The sequence below is a fragment of the Phaeospirillum tilakii genome (genome assembly GCF_042683125.1).
Taxonomy (GTDB): Bacteria; Pseudomonadota; Alphaproteobacteria; order Rhodospirillales; family Magnetospirillaceae; genus Phaeospirillum; species Phaeospirillum tilakii.
Window position 1 is genome coordinate 83,460 of the sequence record NZ_JBHUIY010000007.1, and the last position, 20,314, is coordinate 103,773.

The 20,314-nt window shown below is 70.0% G+C and carries 16 protein-coding genes; 6 read left to right on the forward strand and 10 right to left on the reverse strand.

Features of this window, described 5'->3' with window-relative positions; translation table 11 throughout:
* Positions 1–2: 2 nt before the first annotated feature.
* Positions 3–1,088: a chorismate synthase gene (aroC, locus tag ACFSNB_RS05515; RefSeq protein ID WP_377315037.1), complete on the forward strand. Its 1,086-nt coding sequence runs from the start codon at positions 3–5 to the stop codon at positions 1,086–1,088.
* A gap of 185 nt (positions 1,089–1,273) precedes the next feature.
* Here the strand turns inward: aroC and ACFSNB_RS05520 are convergent, their stop codons facing one another.
* A complete protein-coding gene (locus tag ACFSNB_RS05520; protein ID WP_377315038.1) occupies positions 1,274–1,642 on the reverse strand; it encodes a NifB/NifX family molybdenum-iron cluster-binding protein in 369 nt (122 codons plus the stop codon).
* Between the two features lie 70 nt (positions 1,643–1,712).
* Positions 1,713–2,408, reverse strand: coding sequence for a Crp/Fnr family transcriptional regulator (locus ACFSNB_RS05525; protein WP_377315039.1), 696 nt, complete (start codon positions 2,406–2,408; stop codon positions 1,713–1,715).
* Between the two features lie 169 nt (positions 2,409–2,577).
* On the opposite strand from ACFSNB_RS05525, the gene hemN reads away from it, so the two are divergent.
* The 4 genes from hemN (at position 2,578) to ACFSNB_RS05545 (ending at position 7,608) form a co-directional block, all read left to right on the forward strand.
* On the forward strand, positions 2,578–3,930 hold the full coding sequence (gene hemN, locus ACFSNB_RS05530) for an oxygen-independent coproporphyrinogen III oxidase (RefSeq protein ID WP_377315040.1): 1,353 nt from the start codon (positions 2,578–2,580) through the stop codon (positions 3,928–3,930).
* A 170-nt stretch (positions 3,931–4,100) separates the two neighbouring features.
* A complete protein-coding gene (locus ACFSNB_RS05535; RefSeq protein ID WP_377315041.1) occupies positions 4,101–5,168 on the forward strand; it encodes a hypothetical protein in 1,068 nt (355 codons plus the stop codon).
* Between the two features lie 147 nt (positions 5,169–5,315).
* Complete coding sequence (locus ACFSNB_RS05540) at positions 5,316–6,692, forward strand: ribulose-bisphosphate carboxylase (RefSeq protein ID WP_377315042.1); 1,377 nt, start codon at positions 5,316–5,318, stop codon at positions 6,690–6,692.
* A gap of 28 nt (positions 6,693–6,720) precedes the next feature.
* Entirely contained in the window at positions 6,721–7,608 is an 888-nt protein-coding gene (locus tag ACFSNB_RS05545) for a phosphoribulokinase (protein WP_377315043.1), read from the forward strand.
* A 275-nt stretch (positions 7,609–7,883) separates the two neighbouring features.
* Here the strand turns inward: ACFSNB_RS05545 and ACFSNB_RS05550 are convergent, their stop codons facing one another.
* The 8 genes from ACFSNB_RS05550 to ACFSNB_RS05585 form a co-directional block, all read right to left on the reverse strand.
* Positions 7,884–9,035, reverse strand: a complete 1,152-nt coding sequence (locus ACFSNB_RS05550) for a pyridoxal phosphate-dependent aminotransferase (protein ID WP_377315044.1) — start codon at positions 9,033–9,035, stop codon at positions 7,884–7,886.
* A 73-nt stretch (positions 9,036–9,108) separates the two neighbouring features.
* Entirely contained in the window at positions 9,109–9,789 is a 681-nt protein-coding gene (locus tag ACFSNB_RS05555; RefSeq protein ID WP_377315045.1) for a response regulator, read from the reverse strand.
* Entirely contained in the window at positions 9,789–12,488 is a 2,700-nt protein-coding gene (locus ACFSNB_RS05560; RefSeq protein ID WP_377315046.1) for a DUF4118 domain-containing protein, read from the reverse strand. Before ACFSNB_RS05560 ends, ACFSNB_RS05555 begins: the two co-directional genes overlap by 1 nt.
* A 4-nt stretch (positions 12,489–12,492) precedes the next feature.
* On the reverse strand, positions 12,493–13,113 hold the full coding sequence (kdpC, locus tag ACFSNB_RS05565; protein WP_377315047.1) for a potassium-transporting ATPase subunit KdpC: 621 nt from the start codon (positions 13,111–13,113) through the stop codon (positions 12,493–12,495).
* Positions 13,114–13,125: 12 nt separating this feature from the next.
* On the reverse strand, positions 13,126–15,192 hold the full coding sequence (gene kdpB / locus ACFSNB_RS05570; RefSeq protein ID WP_377315048.1) for a potassium-transporting ATPase subunit KdpB: 2,067 nt from the start codon (positions 15,190–15,192) through the stop codon (positions 13,126–13,128).
* A gap of 13 nt (positions 15,193–15,205) precedes the next feature.
* Positions 15,206–16,915 (reverse strand): potassium-transporting ATPase subunit KdpA, encoded by a 1,710-nt coding sequence (gene kdpA / locus ACFSNB_RS05575; RefSeq protein WP_377315049.1) that lies wholly within the window; start codon positions 16,913–16,915, stop codon positions 15,206–15,208.
* Positions 16,916–16,931: 16 nt separating this feature from the next.
* Positions 16,932–17,021, reverse strand: coding sequence for a K(+)-transporting ATPase subunit F (gene kdpF, locus ACFSNB_RS05580; RefSeq protein ID WP_377315050.1), 90 nt, complete (start codon positions 17,019–17,021; stop codon positions 16,932–16,934).
* Between the two features lie 269 nt (positions 17,022–17,290).
* A complete protein-coding gene (locus ACFSNB_RS05585; protein ID WP_377315051.1) occupies positions 17,291–18,910 on the reverse strand; it encodes a gamma-glutamyltransferase in 1,620 nt (539 codons plus the stop codon).
* Between ACFSNB_RS05585 and ACFSNB_RS05590 the strand changes: the two genes are divergently transcribed.
* Positions 18,897–20,264 carry a M48 family metalloprotease gene (locus ACFSNB_RS05590; RefSeq protein ID WP_377315052.1) on the forward strand — a complete coding sequence of 456 codons (1,368 nt, stop codon included), beginning with the start codon at positions 18,897–18,899 and terminating at the stop codon, positions 20,262–20,264. The genes ACFSNB_RS05585 and ACFSNB_RS05590 overlap by 14 nt on opposite strands.
* Positions 20,265–20,314 lie beyond the last annotated feature (50 nt).

Here is a 20,314-nt window from a genome sequence, read left to right on the forward strand (position 1 = left end):
ACGTGTCGGGCAACGCCTTCGGCCATCTGTTCCGTTTCACCACCTTCGGCGAGAGCCACGGGCCGGCGATCGGGTGCGTGGTCGAAGGGGTGCCCGCGCGCATCCCGCTGGAAGAAGCCGATCTCCAGGTCTGGCTCGACCGTCGCCGGCCGGGCCAGAACCGCTTCACCACCCAGCGGCGCGAGCCGGATCAGGTCCGCATCCTGTCCGGGGTCTATCAGGGGCTGACCACCGGCACCCCGATCGGCCTGCTGATCGAGAACACCGACCAGCGTTCGAAGGATTACGGCAACATCGCCGACCGCTTCCGCCCCGGTCACGCCGACTGGGTCTACCAGCAGAAATACGGCATCCGCGATCCGCGCGGCGGTGGCCGCGCCAGCGCGCGCGAAACCGCGATGCGGGTCGCCGCCGGCGGCGTCGCCCGCCGGGTGCTCGACACCCTGGTGCCGGGCGGGGTGCGGATTCGCGGCGCGATGGTGCAGATGGGCCCGCACGCGATCGATCCCCGCCTGTGGGACTGGGCCACGGTCGAGGCCAACCCGTTCTGGTGCCCCGATGCCGCCGCCGCCGCCGCCTGGGAAGAGTATCTCGACGGCATCCGCAAGGCCGGCTCGTCGATCGGGGGCGTGGTCCAGGTCGAGGCGGGCAACGTCCCGGTCGGCCTCGGCGCCCCGGTCTATGACAAGCTCGACGCCGACCTCGCCAAGGCGATGATGAGCATCAACGCGGTCAAGGGAGTCGAGATCGGCGCCGGTTTCGCCGCCGCCACCCTCACCGGCGAGGACAATGCCGACGAGATGCGGCGCGGCCCCGACGGCGGCGCGCTGTTCCTGTCCAATCAGGCCGGCGGCATCCTCGGCGGCCTGTCCACCGGCCAGGACATCGTCCTCCGCCTCGCCGTCAAGCCGACCAGTTCGATCCTGACCCCGCGCCGCAGCCTCGACATCGACGGCAACGAGGTCGATGTCTCGACCCATGGCCGCCATGATCCCTGCGTCGCCATCCGCGCCGTCCCGGTCGCCGAGGCGATGATGGCCTGCACCCTGGCCGACCACCTGCTCCGCGCCCGCGCCATCGCCCACTGAGCGGGGGTACGTGGGCTCCGCCCACCCCCGCCAAGGGCCGCAAGGCCCTTGGAACCCATTGGTTGTCGGGCGTGGACCGGCCTTTCCGCTTGGGCGCGGGCGTTTGCCGCGCGAAGGGGAGGGACAGGGTTCCAAGGGCCTTGCGGCCCTTGGCGGGTGCGGGCAGAGCCCGCGCTCCCTCCTGTTCAGTGGTCGCCGTGGCAGCCGCAGGGGCCGGCGGATTCGGCGTCGGTGGCGGCCAGCGTGCCGGCGAGGTAGCGTTCGACCGCCTTGACCGGGTCGGTTTCGTCGGTCAGCACCGTATCGATGCCCCGGGTGGCCATCCGGCGGACGAAGCCGTCGCCGGCGCTGCCGGCGATCACCGCGCGGGCCTGATCGAGCGGGTGGGGATCGTCGCTGGCGAAATCGTGGATCGCCATGCCTTCGGGCAGGTCGAGGCGGCCGGCTTCGCGCACCGGGTGGCCGGCCGCCGCCTCGAACAGCAGGAAGCGGCGGGTCTTGCCGGCATGCTGGGTGACGGTGGTGAAGTTCTGACTGGCGACGGCGACGATCATCGGCGCTCTCCGAAAGGGTGGGGGAGGGGAATGCCTAGCCGAACGGGCGGGGCGGCGTCATTGAACGCCTTCAATCCCCGTCGGCGATGCGGGTCAGGGCGGCGAGGTCGCGTTCGAACAGGTTGGGGGCGATCTCGCGGATCACGCTTTGGCGCTTGAACTCGGCGACGGTCTTGCTGGCGGTCTCGGTGGTGACGCCGAGCAGGGCGCCGACATCCTCGCGGCCGAACAGGCGGCAGCGTCGCGCCTCGGGCGGGGCGAGGCGCAGGAACAGCCGCGCCACCCGCTGGCGGGCGGCGCCGGTTGACAGCTCGCGCAGGCAGGCATGGGCGTTGCGGACCGAATCGTGCCATTTGCGCATCAGCGCCTGGCCGAGCTTGTCCGACAGGCGCTGGATCACCGGGGTGGGGATCCGGCACAGCTTGCTCGGCAGCAGCGCCACCGCGTCATGCTCGTAGGCGGCGCCCAGCATCGCCTCCAGCCCGACCACGTCGCCCGGGCCGATCAGGCTGACGATGCGCCGGGCGCCGTCGGGCAGATATTGTTCGAGCTTGACCAGCCCCTCGCGCAGGGTGAACAGCGCCGGCTGCGCCGTCTCGGCCCGGTACAGCACCGCCCCGGGCGGCAGCCACAGATCGTCGATCGGCAGGTGGATCGCCCCGAAATCCTCGGGGGTGAGGTCGGCGAACAGCACCAGATCGTGGATCTGGCAACGGTCGCACGAGGCCAGGCCGTGCCATGCCGCTTCGATTTCCGGTCCCTTCATCCTGTCCCCGTGCCGTGCTGTCACCGTCGCGGTCACCCTCTCCGCCGGCCTCACGATACAGGCTGGCGCCGGGCGAGGCCAGGACGGCGCGGGTGGTTGCCAGCCGTCGCCGCCCGGAGTACGTTTCTGCTTCGCAATTCGACCGGTCCTCAGTTCCAGGAACAACGCCATGCGCCCCGACCTTGCGGCAAAATACGATCTCCGCGTTCCTCGCTATACCTCGTACCCGACCGCGCCGCACTTCCATCCCGGCGTTACCGGCGAGACCTACCGCAAATGGCTGGGGGCGATCGATCCGTCGCTGGAACTGTCGTTGTACATGCATGTCGCCTTCTGCGCCGACATGTGCTGGTTCTGCGGCTGTCACACCAAGGTGACCCGCCGCTATGCCCCGGTGGCGACCTACATGGACGCGGTGTGGCGCGAGATCGGCATGGTCGCCGACGCCCTGCCGCAGCGGATGACCGCCCGCCACATCCATTTCGGCGGCGGCAGCCCGACCATCCTGACCCCCACCGATTTCGCCAAGACCATCGATCTGCTGAAGAGCCGGTTCCTGCTCAAGGACCATTCCGAGATCGCGGTCGAACTCGATCCCCGCACCGCCGACGAGACCTACATCAAGACCCTGGGCGAATGCGGCGTCACCCGCGCCTCGATCGGGGTGCAGGATCTCGATCCCGAGGTGCAGAAGGCGATCAACCGCATCCAGCCGTTCGAGGTCAGCGAGCGGGTGGTCGGCTGGCTGCGCCAGTACAATGTCCCCGAGGTCAATGTCGATCTGGTCTACGGCCTGCCGCACCAGACCCTCGACGGGCTGCTGAAGACCATCGAGAAGGCGATCACCGGCTTCAAGCCGCGCCGCGTCGCCCTGTTCGGCTATGCCCACGTGCCGTGGATGAAGAAGCACCAGCGCCTGATCCCCGAGGCGGCGCTGCCCGACACCGACACCCGCTGGCAGATGTACGAGCAGGGCTGCGCGCTGCTGGCCGAGCATGGCTACGTCCAGATCGGTCTCGACCATTTCGCCGCCCCCGACGACAAGATGGCGATCGCGCTCCAGACCAAGACCCTCAACCGCAATTTCCAGGGCTACACCACCGACACCGCCTCGACCCTGATCGCCTTCGGCGCCTCGGGGATCGGCTCGCTGCCGCAGGGCTATGTCGTCAACGAGGGCGAGGTCCACGCCTACCAGCGGATGATCGATGACGGCCTGCTCGCCACCTCGCGCGGCATCGCCATCAATGACGATGACCGCCTGCGCCGCGACATCATCGAGCGGCTGATGTGCGACCTTGAGGTCGATATCGACGCCGTCGCCGCCGCCTATGGCGTCGCGGGTTCGGCGTTCGAGGGCGAGATCGCCGCGCTGGCGCCGTTGCAGCAGGACGGGCTGGTGGTGGTCGAGGGCCATCGCCTCACCGTCACCGAGGAAGGCCGTACCCTGGTCCGCGCCGTCTGCGCCGCCTTCGACACCTATCTCAAGGTCGGCGAACAGCGTCACTCCAAGGCGGTGTAATCCTTCCACGATATCCGGCCGCCGGGCCGCCTCCCCCGATCCGGGGGAGGCGGCCTTTGTCGTTTTGCGCCGCCCCGATCGGTGCGGAGTGGTATGGCGGTGGCCATTCTCGAAAATGACGGGCATGATCCGCGCCGGGGATGGGTTTGGGCGGATCTGCCGGAGGATCAATGCAATTCAATGTCGTGGTGATTGACCGTGGGGAGAGACGCAGCGAAATCGCTTCGTTCCCGTCGATCGAGCAGGCCCTGTCCCATTACCAGCAGCAGGGGCTGGTGGTCGAGGACATCGCCTCCCTGCCGCCGATCGGGGCGGAGCAGGGCGTGGCCGAACCCGCTCCCGGGACCGCTCCCGGGACCGATGCGGTCGAGCCGCCCGAGCCGCCCGGCCCCAAGGCCGAAAAGAAGCTGCCGGTGATCCTGCTGAAGGCTTTGTGCTTCTTCCTCCTCGCCGCCGCCTTCGCGGTGGCGCAGGTGACGATGGTCGGCGCGGTGGCCGGACCGAACGCGTTCCTGCTGTTTTCCTGCCCCCTGATTTATTCGCTGGTGACGCTCGTGCCGCCGGTGTGGCGGCGGGGCTTTTCCCTCTGGCCGCGTCTGGCCGGTCTGCTCACCGCGATCGCGGTTTCGCTGCTGTTCGGTGTCGCGGCCCCGCTGGGGCTGGCGTTGGCGGGCCAGGACCAACTCGACCTGCCCGTCACCCTGTTGCAGATCCTGTGGGTGGCCAGCGGGATCGTCGTCCTGGTGGGTGGCACCTGGCTGTCGGTGGTGGTGATGGATCGCCTGCGGGGCCGGCGGGCGGAACAGGCGGCGTGGTCGGCCGAAACCGCCCGCCGCCGCCCGGCGGTGATGCGGCTGTGCCTGATCCTGATGGCGGCGGCGCTGGCGGTGGGGGTGATCAATTACGCGGTCAATTACGACGAAATGGTCGGCCGGATGGGGGCGGCGACTCCGGTCGTCAATATCTGGTCCTTCCTGCTGGCGTCGCTGATCTACGGCCTGTTCCTGATGATCCGGCTGTACCAGGGGGATAGCGTCTTCAGATTTATCTATCAGGTAGGCTTTCTGGTCGGTGCGCCGCTTTCGCTCTATGGCCTTTATAAGAATTTCAACGGCAATTATTCCGATCTGCTGTTCCAGGCGGTGGCGGTGGCGCTGAATGGTGGGGTGGTTTATCTGATCCTGACCGAGCCGGCGCGCTCCTGGTTCCGCGACGCGGCTTCCCGCCGGCTCGGATGATCACCGGCGTCGCTTCCTACCCGATCAACCCCCATCGGAGTGGTTTTTGACCCACCCGGCGGAATCTCCCTGCTCCTCCTCCGGGTGTTCCGCCGTCGGGGGGAAGCGGTCAGACTATCAGCGTCCTCTGATATGGAGCCCGCCGGAATGGACCAGTCCAGTCGTTATGCCAATCTCGCCCTCGACGAAGCCGGCCTGATCGCCGGGGGGCGCCATGTGCTCTGTGCCTATCGGATGAAGCCGAAGGCCGGCCATGGCTATCTTGCCACCGCCGCCCATTTCGCCGCCGAATCCTCGACCGGCACCAATGTCGAGGTCTGCACCACCGACGATTTCACCCGGGGGGTCGATGCGCTGGTCTACGCCATCGACGAGACCCGCGAGCTGATGAAGATCGCCTACCCGATCGAGCTGTTCGACCGCAACATCATCGACGGGCGGGCGATGATCGCCTCGTTCCTGACCCTGACGATCGGCAACAACCAGGGCATGTCCGACGTCGAATACGCCAAGATGATGGATTTCTACGTCCCGCCGGCCTATCTGCAACTGTTCGACGGCCCGGCCTGCAACATCGTCGATATGTGGCGGGTGCTGGGGCGGCCGCTGGTCAATGGCGGGATGGTGGTCGGCACCATCATCAAGCCGAAGCTCGGCCTGCGTCCGCAGCCCTTCGCCGACGCCTGCCACCAGTTCTGGCTGGGCGGCGACTTCATCAAGAATGACGAGCCGCAGGGCAATCAGGTGTTCGCGCCGCTGAAGGAGACCATCCGTCTGGTCGCCGACGCGATGCGCCGCGCCCAGGACGCCACCGGCGAGGCCAAGCTGTTCTCGGCCAACATCACCGCCGACGATCCGGCCGAGATGCTGGCGCGCGGCCATTACATCCTCGAGACCTTCGCCGAGAACGCCAACCATGTCGCCTTCCTGGTCGATGGCTATGTCGCCGGCCCGACCGCGGTGACCACCTGCCGGCGCAACTTCCCCAACCAGTTCCTGCATTACCACCGCGCCGGCCACGGGGCGGTGACCAGCCGCCAGTCGCTGCGGGGCTATTCGGTGCTGGTGCACATGAAGATGGCCCGGCTGATCGGGGCCAGCGGCATCCATACCGGGACGATGGGCTTCGGCAAGATGGAGGGCGACGCCAGCGAGAAGGCGGTGGCCTACATGCTGGAGCGCGAGGTCGCCGACGGGCCGTTCTATCGCCAGTCCTGGCAGGGGTTCAAGCCCTGCACCCCGATCATCTCGGGCGGGATGAACGCGCTGCGGCTGCCCGGCTTCTTCACCAATCTCGGCCATGCCAACGTGATCCAGACCTCGGGCGGCGGCGCCTTCGGCCACCAGGATGGCGCGGTCGCCGGGGCGCGCTCGCTGCGGCAGGCGTGGCAGGCCTGGGCCGAGGGGATCGATCTGATCGAGTACGCCAAGGACCATCCCGAACTGCGCGGGGCGTTCGCCTCGTTCCCCGAGGATGCCGACCGGTTCCATCCCGGCTGGCGCGACCGCCTCGGCTTCGCCTGAGCCCGGCGGCTCCAACCAGGGGGACTTGATGTCCAGACAGCATCCGATCATCGCCGTCACCGGCTCGTCCGGGGCCGGCACCTCCACCGTCAAGGCCGCGTTCGAACATATGTTCCGGCGCGAGGGCATCCGCGCCGCGATCGTCGAGGGCGACAGCTTCCACCGCTATAACCGCGCCGACATGAAGCAGCGGATGGCGGCGGCCGAGAAGGAGGGCAACCGCAGCTTCAGCCATTTCGGCCCCGAGGCCAATCTGTTCACCGAGATGGAGGAATTGTTCGCCCGCTATGGCGAGACCGGCACCGGCCGGCGCCGGCTCTATCTCCACAATGAGGAGGAGGCGGCGCCGTTCGCCGAGCAGGGGCTGGTCTCCGGCCAGTTCACCCCGTGGGACGAGATCCCCCCCGGCACCGATTGTCTGTTCTACGAGGGCCTGCACGGCTGCATCGTCACCGACACGGTCGATTGCGCCCGCCATGTCGATCTCAAGATCGGGGTGGTGCCGGTGATCAATCTCGAATGGATCCAGAAGATCCATCGCGACACCCACCATCGCGGCTATTCCGAAGCGGCGGTGACCGAGACCATCCTGCGGCGGATGCATGATTACATCTATTACATCCTGCCGCAGTTCAAGCTGACCGACATCAACTTCCAGCGGGTGCCGGTGGTCGATACCTCCAACCCGTTCATCGCCCGCGACATCCCCAACGCCGATGAAAGTCTGGTGGTGATCCGCTTCCGCAAGCCCGACCGGCTCGACGTCGATTTCCCGTTCCTGCTGCGGATGCTGAAGGATTCGTGGATGAGCCGGCGCAACACCATCGTCGTTCCCGGCGGCAAGATGGGACTGGCGATGGAACTGATCATGACCCCGATCCTGCGGCGGATCATGGCCGAACGCGGCACCGCCTGACCCAACGGGTCAGTTCATGGGCCGGGCGGTATCATCGGGTTCCTGGGGGGGGGGGAGACCATTCGCGGGCTCTGCCCGCCCCCGCCAAGGGCCGCAAGGCCCTTGGAACCCATTGATGGTCGGGCGCGGACCGGTCTTCCCGCTTGGGCGCGGACGTTTGCCGCGCGAAGGGCAAGGAAAGGGTTCCAAGGGCCTTGCGGCCCTTGGCGGGGGCGGGCAGAGCCCGCATAACATCATGGTATCGCGCGCAAAGCGCGCGGGCAGAGCCCGCTTCGTCAGCGCCAGGTCTTGAGCCGCCGTGCCGCCTCGGCGATGTCGGCCGGGCTGCCGGCGTAGGAAATCCGCAGGAAGCGGCGGCCGGCGAGCGGATCGAAATCGGTGCCGGGGGTGGTGGCGATGCCGGTTTCGGCCAGCATGCGGGCGCAGAACGCCGCGCTGTCGTCGCTGCGTCCGGCCAGATCGACATAGAGGTAGAATGCGCCATCGGCCGGGGCGATGTCGGCAAAGCCGGCCCCGGGCAGGGCGTCGAGCAGCAGGTCGCGGTTGGCGCGGTAGGTGGCGATGCGGGCGTCAAGTTCGTCGCGGCAGCCGAACGCCGCCTCGGCGGCGATCTGGGCCAGGGTCGGCGGCGAGATGAACAGGTTCTGTTGCAGGCATTCGACCGCGCGGTCGAGGTCGGGCGGCACCACCAGCCAGCCGACCCGCCAGCCGGTCATCGCGTAATATTTCGAGAAGCTGTTGACCACGATCGCGTGGCCGGCCCCGGGCAGGCCGGCGGCGGTGGCGGCGGCGCGGCCATAGGCGATGCCGTGATAGATCTCGTCGGAAATCAGGCGGATGCCGGCGAGTTCGCACCATTCCGCCAGTTCGGCCACCTCGTGGGCGGACAGCATGCTGCCGGTCGGGTTGGCCGGGCTGGCCACCACCACCCCGTCCAGCTTGCCCTCGACCCCGCGCAGCAGCTCGGCGGTGATCTGCCAGCGGCTGGCCGGGCCGACCGGGATCTCGACCACCTCAAGCCCCAGCGCGGTCAGGATGTTGCGGTAGGCGGGATAGCCCGGCGCCGCCACCGCCACCCGGTCGCCGACGTCGAAGGCGGCGAGGAAGGCGAGCAGGAAGCCGGCCGACGAGCCGGTGGTGACGCAGATCCGCTCCGGCGCGACGGTGACGCCATAGGTCTCGTGGTAATGGGCGGCGATGCGCCGGCGCAGCGAATCCCGTCCGGCGGCCAGGGTGTAGCCGAGCGGATCGCTCTCCAGCGCGCGGGCGGCGGCGGCGCGCACCGCCGCCGGAGCGCCGCCGGCCGGCTGGCCGACTTCGAGATGCAGCACGTCGCCGCCGGCCGCCTCGCGCCGGGCGGCGGCCCGCATCACATCCATCACGATGAAGGGAGGAACGTTTCCTCTCGATGACTTGCGGAAGGCCATCGTCTCCTGTCCGGCCGAAAAAGGGATGGGGGTCAGCCTAGCCACCGGTCGCGGGGCGAGTCCATCGATTTGCTCAATCCGGCGCGCGCAGGCGGTAGCCGACCCCGGGCTCGGTCAGCAGCAGGGTCGGTTGGGCCGGGTTGTCCTCCAGCTTCTGGCGCAACTGGTTGACATAGACCCGCAGATAGACGGTGTCGTCGAGATGGGCCGGCCCCCATACCGCCTTGAGGATCTCGCGATGGGTCAGCACATGGTCGGGGGCGCGGGCGAACACTTCGAGCAATTCCCATTCCCGTTTCGACAGCCGTACCGCCTCGCCCGCGCGGGTCACCCGGCGGTGGGCGAGGTCGATCCGCACCGCGCCGCATTCGACCGTGCCGGCCGCCTCGCTGGCCGGGCGGCGGCGCAGGCCGGCGCGGACCCGGGCCATCAGTTCGGCGACGCCGAACGGCTTGACCACGTAATCGTTGGCGCCGCGATCGAGCGCCTCGACCTTGTCGAGTTCCTGGGCGCGGACCGACAGCACGATGATCGGCACGTCCGAACTCTCCCGCACCGCCGAGATCACCTCCTGGCCGTCGAGGTCGGGCAGGCCGAGATCGAGGATCACCAGATCGGGGGCCTGATCGCGGGCCAGGGCGATGCCGGCCCCGCCGGTTTCGGCCTCGATCACCTCGTGGCCGTTGGCGGCGAGCGAGATGCGGATGAACTTGCGGATCTGGGGCTCGTCATCGACGACGAGAATGCGCGGCATCAATCGGCTCCCTGCGGGGCGGTCGGCAATTCCGGCGGCAGCGGCAGGTGGATGATGATGCTGGTGCCGGCCTCGTTCAGCCCCGGTTCGGCGTGGATGGTGCCGCCATGGGCCTCGACGATGCCGCGGCAGATGGCCAGTCCCAGGCCGGTGCCCGCCGTCTGGCTGTCGGCCTGGGTCACACGGTAAAACATATCGAACACCTTGTCGCGGTCCTCGGGCGGGATCCCCGGCCCCTGATCGGCCACCTCGATCACGATGTGCTTGGGGGTGGGCATCGCCCACAGCTTGATCGGGGTGCCGGGCGGCGCGTACTTGCAGGCATTGTCGAGCAGGTTGAAGAACACCTGTTCCATCAGCACCGCGTCGAGGCAGAGCAGCGGCATCCTGGGATCGATCTCGACCCGGACCAGATGGTGGCGGGCCAGCCGCGCGGTGCGCTTGACCGCCGCCGCCACCACGTCGGCCAGATCGACCCAATCGACCCGGGGCTTCAGCGCGCCCGAGCCGAGCCGGGTCATGTCGAGCAGGTTCTGGACGAAGCGGTTGAGCCGCTCGGCCTCGTCCTGGATGGTCTGGGCCAGTTCGCGCCGGTTGCCGGCGTCGAGCGCCTCGTCATAGCTCAGGATCGTGCCGGCGGCACCGATGATCGACACCAGCGGGGTGCGCAGGTCGTGCGACAGCGAGGAGAGCAGGGCGGCGCGCAGCCGCTCGCGTTCGGTCGCCACCCGGGCCGCCTCGACATCGGCGACCAGGGTGGTGCGCTCGATCGCCACCGCCGCCTGATCGGCCAGGGTCTCGATCAGCCGCAACTGGGCCGGCGACGGCATGTCGGCGTCCTCGGCCATCTGCACCCCCAGCACGCCGACCGGGCCGCGCCCGGTGCGCATCGGCAGGAACAGCCAGTCGGCGGCGGGCAGGGTGGCCGAGCCCCGCCCCGCCGGCTTGCCGTGGGCCCAGGCCCAGGCGGCGGCGGCGGCGGATTTGTCGTCGATGCGGTCCTCGGGCGGATAGCCGGCGGCGACCCGCAGCCCGGCCCCTTCCGGCATCAGCACCAGCGAGCGGCCGTGGATGGTGGCGGCGACATGGTGGACCACCGCCCACAGCACGTCGTCCGGGGTGGCGGCGGCGGTGACCTTGCGGCCGAATTCGTAGAGGTTGGCGGTGCGCCGGGCGCTTTCGCGCGTCGCCTGGACCTGGGCGCGCAGCCGGGCGGCGAGGTTGCTGACCAGCACCGCCGCCAGCAGGAAGAACACCACCGTCATGATGTTCTGGGCGTCGGAGATGGCGAAGGTGTAGCGCGGCTCGGTGAAGAAGAAATTGAAGGCGAAGAAGCAGCAGGCCGAGGCCAGGATGCCGGCGCGGCGGCCCCAGCGCATCGCCACCACCATCACCGCCAGCAGATAGGCCACCGAGATATTGGCGATCGGCAGATAGAGGTCGATCAGCCAGGCGAAGCCGGTCGCCACCAGCGTGGTCAGCAGGGCGAACACCCCGCCGAACCACAGCCGGCCGGCGGGGGCGGGGGCCGGGCGGGCCGCCGCCGCCGCCGGCCGGGGCTCCTCCGCCCCGCCGACCAGGATCACGGTGAATTCGCCGGCCCGGTCGATCAGCGCCTGGGTGACCGAGCGCCCCAGCCGGCGCGGCCAGCGCGCCCGGCGTGGCCGCCCCACCACGATCTGGGTGCAATTGTGTTCGCGGGCATAGGCCAGCACCGTCTCGACCACGTCGTCGCCCTGGAGCGTCACCGGCTCGCCGCCCAACTGCACCGCCAGCCGCAGCGCCGCGTCGATCCGGTCACGCTCGGCCTCGGTCAAGGCGTGGGAGCCGGGCGTCTCGACCGTCACCGCCCCCCAGGCGGCGCCGCGCCGTTCGGCCGAACGTTTGGCGAAGCGGACCAGCCGCTCGGCCTCGACCCGTTCGTCGATGCAGACCAGCACCCGCTCGCGCGCCGGCCACGGGCCGGGGATGGCGTGGGCCCGCATGTAATCGACCATCTGGCGATCGACCCGCTCGGCGGCGTGGCGCAGCGCCATCTCGCGCAGCGCGGTCAGGGTGCCGGGCGAGAAGAAATTGTGGATGGCGTGGCGGGCCTGCTCGGGCAGATAGACCTTGCCCTCCTCCAGCCGCTTGATCAGGTCCTGCGGCGGCAGGTCGATCACCTCGATCTCGTCGGCCCCGGCCAGCACGCTGTCGGGCAGGGTCTCCCGCACCTTGACCCCCGAGATCTGCTCGACCACGTCGTTGATCGAGTCGAGATGCTGGATGTTGAGGGTCGAATAGACGTCGATGCCGGCGGCGAGCAGATCCTCGACATCCTGCCAGCGTTTGAGGTGGCGGGCGCCGGGGATGTTGGTGTGGGCCAGTTCATCGACCAGGGCGAGGCCGGGGCGGCGGGCGGTCAGCGCCTCGAGATCCATCTCGCGGAACGAGCGGCCGCGATAGGCGATCATCCGCGGCGGCAGGATCTCGAACCCGGCGACCAGCGCCTCGGTCTCCTTGCGGCCGTGGGTCTCGACCACCCCGATCACCACGTCCACCCCCTCGCGGCGGCGCTCGTGGGCGGTCTCCAGCATCGCGAAGGTCTTGCCGACCCCGGGGGCGGCGCCGAGGAAGATCTTGAGACGGCCGCGCCCTTCCCGCCGGGCTTCGGCGAGGAGGGCGTCGGGAGAGGGGCGGTGGTCGCGCTCGGGGCTCATCCTGTCAGGGTCGCCTCTCCGGCCAGCGCGCGTCCAGTGCCCGGTTGAGGGCGAGCAGGTTGACCCGGGGCTCGCCCAGCAGACCCAACTGGCGGCCCTCGACCTGGGCCAGCACCAGGGCCCGCACCTCCTCGGCCGCGACGCCGCGCGCCCGCGCCACCCGCTCGACCTGCCACAGCGCCGCCGCCGGGCTGAGATCGGGGTCGAGCCCGCTGGCCGAGGCGGTGACCAGCTCGACCGGCACCGGGCCGGACCGGTCGGGATGGGCGGCGCGCAGCCGGGCCACCGCCTCGGCCGCGCTCTCGACCAGCGCCCGGCTGGAGGGGGCGAGGTTGCTGCCGCCCGAACTGGCGGCGTTGTAGGGCGCCGCCACCGACCGGGCCGGATCGGCCGGATCGGGGGCGGTGGTGGCCGAGGGGCGGCCCCAGAAATAGCCCGGCCCGGTGAAGTTCTGCCCGATCAGGGCCGAGCCGACCACTTTGCCGTCCTGTTCGATCAGGCTGCCATTGGCCTGCCAGGGGAAGGCGAGCTGGGCGAGGCCGGTGACCCCGAGCGGGTAGGCCAGCCCGGTCAGCCCGGTCATCACCACCAGCAACGACAAGGCGGGGCGAAGGTCTTTCAACATGACGGACTCCGATCAGGCGAGGCCGAGGGCGGTGACGAGGAGGTCGATCAGCTTGATGCCGAGGAACGGGGCGACCAGCCCGCCCAGGCCGTAGACCAGCAGGTTGCGCCGCAGCAGCGTCTCGGCGGCGGCGGGGCGGTAGCGCACCCCCTTCAGCGCCAGCGGGATCAGGGCGACGATGATCAGGGCGTTGAAGATGATCGCCGACAGGATCGCGCTCTGCGGGCTGGCCAGATGCATCACGTTGAGCGCCTGGAGCGAGGGATAGGAGGCGAGGAACAGCGCCGGGATGATCGCGAAATACTTGGCGACGTCGTTGGCGATCGAGAAGGTGGTCAGGGCCCCCCGGCTCATCAGCAATTGTTTGCCGATCATCACGATCTCGATCAGCTTGGTCGGATCGCTTTCGAGATCGACCATGTTGCCGGCCTCGCGCGCCGCCTGGGTGCCGGTGTTCATCGCCACCCCGACATCGGCCTGGGCCAAGGCCGGGGCGTCGTTCGAGCCGTCGCCGCACATCGCCACCAGCCGGCCGCCCTTCTGGTAATCGCGGATCAGCTCCAGCTTGCGCTCCGGGGTCGCCTCGGCCAGGAAATCATCGACCCCGGCCTCGGCGGCGATCGCGGCGGCGGTCAGCGGATTGTCGCCGGTGATCATCACCGTGCGGATCCCCATCGCCCGCAGGGTGGCGAAGCGTTCGCGGATGCCCGGCTTGATGATGTCCTTGAGGTGGATCACCCCGAGCAGCCGGTCATCGCGCGCCACCACCAGCGGGGTGCCGCCCGACTTGGCCACCTGTTCGACCGCCTGGGTCAGCTCCTTCGGCACCCCGCCGGGGGTGCGGCCGGCCCGGTCGGCGACGGCGGCGACCACCGCGTCGGCGGCGCCCTTGCGGATCCGGGTGACGCCGCCATCGGCGCGGGCCAGATCGACCCCGCTCATCCGGGTATGGGCGGAAAACGGCAGGAAGGTCATCGCCGGCCCGTCGCCCTCGGTCAGGCCGAAGCGGGTCCGCGCCAGCGCCACGGTCGATTTGCCCTCGGGGGTCTCGTCGGCCAGCGAGGCGAGGAACGCCGCCTCGGCCAGATCGCGCTCGGCCACCGAGGACAGCGGCAGGAAGGCGTGGGCCTGCCGCGCCCCCAGGGTGATGGTGCCGGTCTTGTCGAGCAGCAGCACGTCGATGTCGCCGGCCGCCTCGACCGAGCGGCCCGATTTGGCGATGACGTTGAAGGTCACCAGCCGGTCCATCCCGGCGATGCCGATCGCCGACAGCAGCCCGCCGATGGTGGTGGGGATCAGGGTGACGAACAGCGCCACCAGGAACAGCACCGGCACCTGGGTGCCCGACCACGAGGCGAAGGCGGGCAGGGTGGTGACCACGATCAGGAAGATCAGGCTCATCCCCACCAGCAGGATCGACAGGGCGATCTCGTTGGGGGTCTTCTGCCGGGTGGCGCCCTCGACCAGGGCGATCATCCGGTCGAGGAAGGTTTGCCCCGGATCGGCGGTGATGCGGACCAGGATCCGGTCCGACACCACCCGGGTGCCGCCGGTCACCGCCGAGCGGTCGCCGCCGGATTCGCGGATCACCGGGGCGGATTCGCCGGTGATGGCGCTTTCATCGACGGTGGCGATGCCGGCCACCACGTCGCCGTCGCCGGGGATGGTGTCGCCGGCCTCGCACACCACCAGATCGCCGGCCCGCAGCGCCGAGGCCGGCACCTCGGTGACCCGGCTGGCGTCGGCCGAGGCGACCCGGCGGGCGATGGTGTCGGCGCGGGTGCCGCGCAGCGCGGCGGCCTGGGCCTTGCCGCGTCCCTCGGCCACCGCCTCGGCGAAATTGGCGAACAGCACGGTGACCCACAGCCAGGCGGCGATCTGGGCCATCACCGGGAACAGCGGGTCGGCGAGGTCGCGCGCCGCCAGCACCGAGGCCAGCGCCGCCGCCAGCGCGGTGGCGAACATCACCGGGGTGCGGATCAGGTGGCGGGGGTTGAGTTTGAGCACCGCGTCGCGGGCGGCGCCGCTCAGGCTGGCGGCGTCGAACAGCGCGAGCGGTCGCGGACGATGGATGGTCATCGCAAGCCCTTTCCTAGAACAGGGTGCCATGGCCGAGCAGCAGGTGCTCGACGATCGGCCCCAGGGCGAGAACCGGGAAGAAGGTCAGGCCGCCGACCACCAGGATCACCGCCGTCAGCAGGCCGATGAACAGCGGACCATGGGTGGGGAAGGTGCCGGCCGAGGCCGGCGCGGTCCGCTTGGCGGCGAGCGCGCCGGCGATCGCCAGCACCGGCACGATCACCACGAACCGCCCCAGCGCCATCGCCAGCGCCAGCAGGCTGTTGTGCAGCACGGTGTTGGCGCCGAAGCCGGCGAAGGCGGAACCGTTGTTGGCGGTGGCCGAGACATAGGCGTACAGAATCTGGCTGAGCCCATGCGGTCCGGGGGCGGCGATCGCCTCGGGCCCGGCCAGCAGGCCGGCGGCGCCGAGCCCGAGCGCGGACAGCGGGAAGATCAGGGTGGCCAGCACGGCGAGCTTGACCTCGCGCGCCTCGATCTTCTTGCCGAGATATTCCGGGCTGCGGCCGACCATCAGCCCGGCGATGAACAGGGTGTGGATGACGAACACGATCATCCCGTAGAACCCGGCACCGACCCCGCCGACGACGATCTCGCCCAGCATCATGTTGATCAGCGGCACCATCCCGGCCAGCGGCATCAGGCTGTCATGCATCGCATTGACCGCGCCGCAGCTGGCGGCGGTGGTGACGGTGGCGAACAGGGCCGACAGGGCGATGCCGAAGCGGACCTCCTTGCCCTCCATGCTGCCGCCCGACAGCGTCTGATCGATGCCGATCGCGGCCAGGGCCGGGTTGCCCTGGCTTTCCGCCCCGAGGGTGACGGCGACGCCGACCACGAACAGCCCGCCCATCGCCGCCAGCAGGGCCCAGCCCTGGCGCTGGTCGCCGACCATCCGGCCGAAGGTATTGGTCAGGCCGGCGCCGATCAGGAAGATCGCCAGCAGGTGGATCAGGTTGACCAGCGCGGTGGGGTTCTCGAACGGGTGGGCGGCGTTGGCGTTGAAGAAGCCGCCGCCGTTGGTGCCGAGATGCTTGATCATCATCTGCGACGCCACCGGCCCGAGCGCGATGGTCTGGCGGGCGCCGTCGAGGGTGGTGGCCTCGGCCGAGGCGGCCAGCGTCTGCGGCACCCCCTGCCACACCAGCACCAGCGAGCCCACCACGCACAGCGGCAGCAGCAGGTACAGCACCGCCCGCACCAGATCGACGTTGAAATTGCCGATGGTGCGGGCCGAGGCGCGGGCGAAGCCGCGAATCAGCGCCACCGCCACCGCGATCCCGGTCGCCGCCGACAGGAAGTTCTGCACGGTCAGGCCGGCCATCTGGGTCAGCAGCGCCATCGTCGTCTCGCCGCCATAGGCCTGCCAGTTGGTGTTGGTGACGAAGCTGATGGCGGTGTTGAAGGCGAGGTCGGGGGCCACCGCCGCCATCCCGGCCGGATTGAGCGGCAGCGCGCCCTGGAGCCGTTGCAGGCCATAAAGCGCCAGCGTGCCGGCCAGATTGAGCGCCAGCAGCGACAGGGCGTAGCCGGTCCAATGCTGTTCGCGGGTGGAATCGATGCCGCACAGGCGGTAGATCGCCCGTTCGACCGGCCCCAGCAGGGGCGACAGCCAGACCGGCTTGCCGTCGAACAGGCGGGCCATGTAGCCCCCGATCAGCGGCGTGGCCAGGGCGACGAGGGCAAGATAGAGCAGGATCTGGAGAATGCCGTTGGCGTCCATCGCCGTCTCCACGGGACTAGAATCGTTCTGGGCGGATCAGCACGTAGCCGAGATAGCCCAGCAGCCCGAGCGCGGTCAGCGCGCCGAGAATGAGATCGAACGACATGGTCACAGCCGTTCGCAGGCGCGGACCAGCACCCCGCCCAGCGTGAACAGGGCGAGGGTGGCGAGAACAAAAACGAGATCGGCCATGGCGGCCCTCCGCGAGGGATTCGTGATGAGGAATCCCTAACGCCAACGGGGCTCAGCGTTCGATGCGGAAGGGTGTAAAGCCAGCGTAAAGGCCAAGGCGGGCGCAGGCCCCGAGGCGCCCAGGGCAAGGGATCCAAGGGCCTTGCGGCCCTTGGCGGGTGCGGGCAGAGCCCGCTTTTTTGCTTATCCCTTGCCGGCGACGGCGGCGAGGCCGAAGCCGCGCGGATCGGTGGCGGCCTCGCAGTCCGGGGTGGACAATTGGCCGTCGCGGCAGCGTAGCGCCTCGACCCGGCTGGGCATCGCCGTCGGCCCGATCTGATGGCCGCGCCGGGCCAGCGGGGCCGGGTCGAACCCGAACGGGCCGGTCTCGACCAGGGCGGCGTCGGGATTGCCGGGCGACACCACCCGGGGCTGGGCCAGCGCCTCGGCCAGCGGCTTGCCGTCGGCCAGGGCGCCGAGCAGGGCCTGGGCCAGCGCCCCCGGCGCGGCGATCCCGCCCGAGGCGGCGGCGGCGAAATGGACCCGGCTGGTATGCGGGTTGACCACCAGGGCGGCGGTGGTCGGCGGCGGGCCGCCCGGCCCCGGCGCCACCGCCAGCACGATGCCGGTGCCGGGGGCGATCAGGCCGGTGCCGAACAGGCCGCCCGCGCCGACGCCGCAGGCCACCGCCGAGCCGTCGCCGTCCTCGACCACGAAACTGGCCGCCACCACCGGCTCGCGCGGCGCGGCGGCGGGGGTGGCGGGGGGGACGTGCCGGCCGGGAGTGTAGCTGGCCATCAGCCGGTTGAGGGTGTCGGGGGCGATCAGATTGCCCGGCGCCTCGGCGCTCCAGCCGGTCGGCTGCATCCAGCGGGTGCGGTCGGCGAACAGCCGGGCCTGGGCCTCGACCAGCAGGTGGGGCCGCTCGTCGGGCTCGAGTCCGCCCCAGCGCGGCCACGCCACCGCCACCAATCCGGCGGCGGCGGTGCCACCGACCGAGGGCGGCGGCGGGAAGACGGCGATCTCGTCGCCCACCGCCACCTTCAGCCCCGGTCGCCACGCCGGACGCAGGTCGCGCAGGTCGTCGAGCGACAGCGCGCCGCCGACCTGCTGGACCGAGGCGACCAGCTCGCGCGCGGTGCGGCCGACATAGAAATCGCCGGTGTTGCGGCGCAGGTTGGCGATCACCGCCGCCAGTTCGGGCTGGACCAGCAGGTCCCCCTCGCGCAGCGGGCTGCCGTCGGGGCGGAGGAACAGCGCCCGCATCGCCGGGATGCGGGCGATCTGGGGGGCGACCCGGGCGATGTCGGCCGCCAGCGCCCGCGACACCGGGAAGCCGTTGCGGGCCAGCCGTTCCGGCTCGCTGACCAGGCTTTCGAAGCGCAGCCGGCCGTATTTGGCGTGGAGGGCGAAGAATCCGCGCGGATTGGCCGGCACCGCGCTCGGCACCGGGGCGGCGACGGTCGAGGGCAGCGCGGGGAATTCCAGCACCTCGGTGGTGCGGGTCGGGGCGTCATGCACCACGCAGGCCCCGCCGCCGCCGAGCGACGCGGTTGACGGCAGGGTCACGGCAAGAGTGTAGTAGAGCGCGGTCGCCGCATCGGCGGCGCTGCCGCCGGCCGACAGCACGTCGCGCGCCACCAGGGCGGCGCGCGGTTCGTCGGCGGCGACCATGCCGGCGAAGCCCTGGACATGGCCCACCGTGCCGACCGGCGGCGGGGCGTCGCCGCAGGCGGCGAGGACCGTGGCCAGCGCGAGGGCGGCGAGGCGGCGGCCCGGGCCCAACCGTTCGACCGACGAGGGGTGATCCTTGTTCACACGCATTTTCCTTCTGGTGACGGTCCTGATCGCGCTCTGGTCGGCTCCGGCCGACGCCCAGCAGGCGAAACGCCAGTTCATCCGCGATGCGGAGGTGGAAAATACCATCCGCGATTTCTGCACGCCAATCTTTCAGGTCGCCGGTCTCGACCCCCAGGCGGTGCGGATCCTGTTGCTCAACGACCCGACTCTCAACGCCTACGTCGCCGGCGGTCAGAACATCTTCATCCATACCGGCCTGATCATGCGGTCGGAGAATCCCGGCCAACTGATCGGGGTGATCGCCCACGAAAGCGGCCACATCGTCGGCGGCCACCTGATCCGGCTCAACGACGCGGTGGCCAATGCCTCGACCGAGGCGATCCTCGCCATGCTGCTCGGCGCCGCCGCCGGCGCGGTCAGCGGCAACGGTCAGGCCGGGGCCGGGGTGATGATGGGCGGCCAGGAAATGGCGATGCGCAACCTGCTCGCCTTCTCGCGCAGCCAGGAGCAGCAGGCCGACCAGATGGCGATGCGCTTCCTCGACGACACCCATTGGTCGGCGCGGGGGATGCTCGAATTCTTCAACATCCTGGGCGACCAGGAATTGCTGGTGTCGAGCCGGCAGGATCCCTATGTCCGCACCCACCCGCTGACCCGCGACCGCGTCGCCTTCGTGCGCGAGCATGTCGAGAAATCGCCTTATTCCGACCGGCCCTGGCCGGCCGACTGGGTCGAGCGCCACCGCCGGATCAAGGTCAAGCTCCAGGCCTTCCTCGACCCGCCCAGCAAGACCCTGATGCGCTTCAAGGAGGACGATCCCTCGCTCGAGGCCCGCTATGCCCGTTCGATCGCCTATTACCGCAAGCCCGACCTCCCGGCCGCGCTGCGGCTGATCGACGGACTGCTGGCCGAACGGCCGCAGGACCCCTATTTCTGGGAACTGAAGGGGCAGATGCTGTTCGAGAACGGCCATCCCCGCGACGCGGTCGAGCCCTACCGCAAGGCGGTCGAATACCTGCCCAACAGCGCGCTGCTGCGGATCGGCCTCGGTCAGGCCGAGATCGAGAGCGACGATGCCACCCTGCTGTCCGACGCCGCCGCCAACCTGACCATCGCGGTGCGGCTGGAACCCGAGGACGCCTTCGGCTGGCAGCAACTGGCGATCGCCTTCGGCCGCGACGGCAACGAGGGGATGGCCTCCTACGCCCTGGCCGAATATTTCCTGCTGGCCGGCAAGCTGCCCGAGGCCAATTACCACGCCAACAAGGCCGAGCAGGCGCTGGGGCACAAGGGGCCGATCTGGCTGCGGTTGCAGGACATCAAGGCCCAGGCCGCCGAGGTCAAGGCGATCCAGGACCGCGACCGCTCGCCCTGGTGACGCCCCGCGAAGGATCAGGAAAGGGTTCCAAGGGCCTTGCGGCCCGGGGC

What these genes read in the sequence shown, in the direction of transcription:
- ACFSNB_RS05520 (WP_377315038.1), bottom strand. Translation starts at nt 1,642, where the DNA reads ATGATCGTCGCCGTCGCCAGTCAGAACTTCACCACCGTCACCCAGCAT.
- ACFSNB_RS05525 (WP_377315039.1), bottom strand. Translation starts at nt 2,408, where the DNA reads ATGAAGGGACCGGAAATCGAAGCGGCATGGCACGGCCTGGCCTCGTGC.
- hemN (WP_377315040.1), top strand. Translation starts at nt 2,578, where the DNA reads ATGCGCCCCGACCTTGCGGCAAAATACGATCTCCGCGTTCCTCGCTAT.
- ACFSNB_RS05535 (WP_377315041.1), top strand. Translation starts at nt 4,101, where the DNA reads ATGCAATTCAATGTCGTGGTGATTGACCGTGGGGAGAGACGCAGCGAA.
- ACFSNB_RS05540 (WP_377315042.1), top strand. Translation starts at nt 5,316, where the DNA reads ATGGACCAGTCCAGTCGTTATGCCAATCTCGCCCTCGACGAAGCCGGC.
- ACFSNB_RS05545 (WP_377315043.1), top strand. Translation starts at nt 6,721, where the DNA reads ATGTCCAGACAGCATCCGATCATCGCCGTCACCGGCTCGTCCGGGGCC.
- ACFSNB_RS05550 (WP_377315044.1), bottom strand. Translation starts at nt 9,035, where the DNA reads ATGGCCTTCCGCAAGTCATCGAGAGGAAACGTTCCTCCCTTCATCGTG.
- ACFSNB_RS05555 (WP_377315045.1), bottom strand. Translation starts at nt 9,789, where the DNA reads ATGCCGCGCATTCTCGTCGTCGATGACGAGCCCCAGATCCGCAAGTTC.
- ACFSNB_RS05560 (WP_377315046.1), bottom strand. Translation starts at nt 12,488, where the DNA reads ATGAGCCCCGAGCGCGACCACCGCCCCTCTCCCGACGCCCTCCTCGCC.
- kdpC (WP_377315047.1), bottom strand. Translation starts at nt 13,113, where the DNA reads ATGTTGAAAGACCTTCGCCCCGCCTTGTCGTTGCTGGTGGTGATGACC.
- kdpB (WP_377315048.1), bottom strand. Translation starts at nt 15,192, where the DNA reads ATGACCATCCATCGTCCGCGACCGCTCGCGCTGTTCGACGCCGCCAGC.
- kdpA (WP_377315049.1), bottom strand. Translation starts at nt 16,915, where the DNA reads ATGGACGCCAACGGCATTCTCCAGATCCTGCTCTATCTTGCCCTCGTC.
- kdpF (WP_377315050.1), bottom strand. Translation starts at nt 17,021, where the DNA reads ATGTCGTTCGATCTCATTCTCGGCGCGCTGACCGCGCTCGGGCTGCTG.
- ACFSNB_RS05585 (WP_377315051.1), bottom strand. Translation starts at nt 18,910, where the DNA reads ATGCGTGTGAACAAGGATCACCCCTCGTCGGTCGAACGGTTGGGCCCG.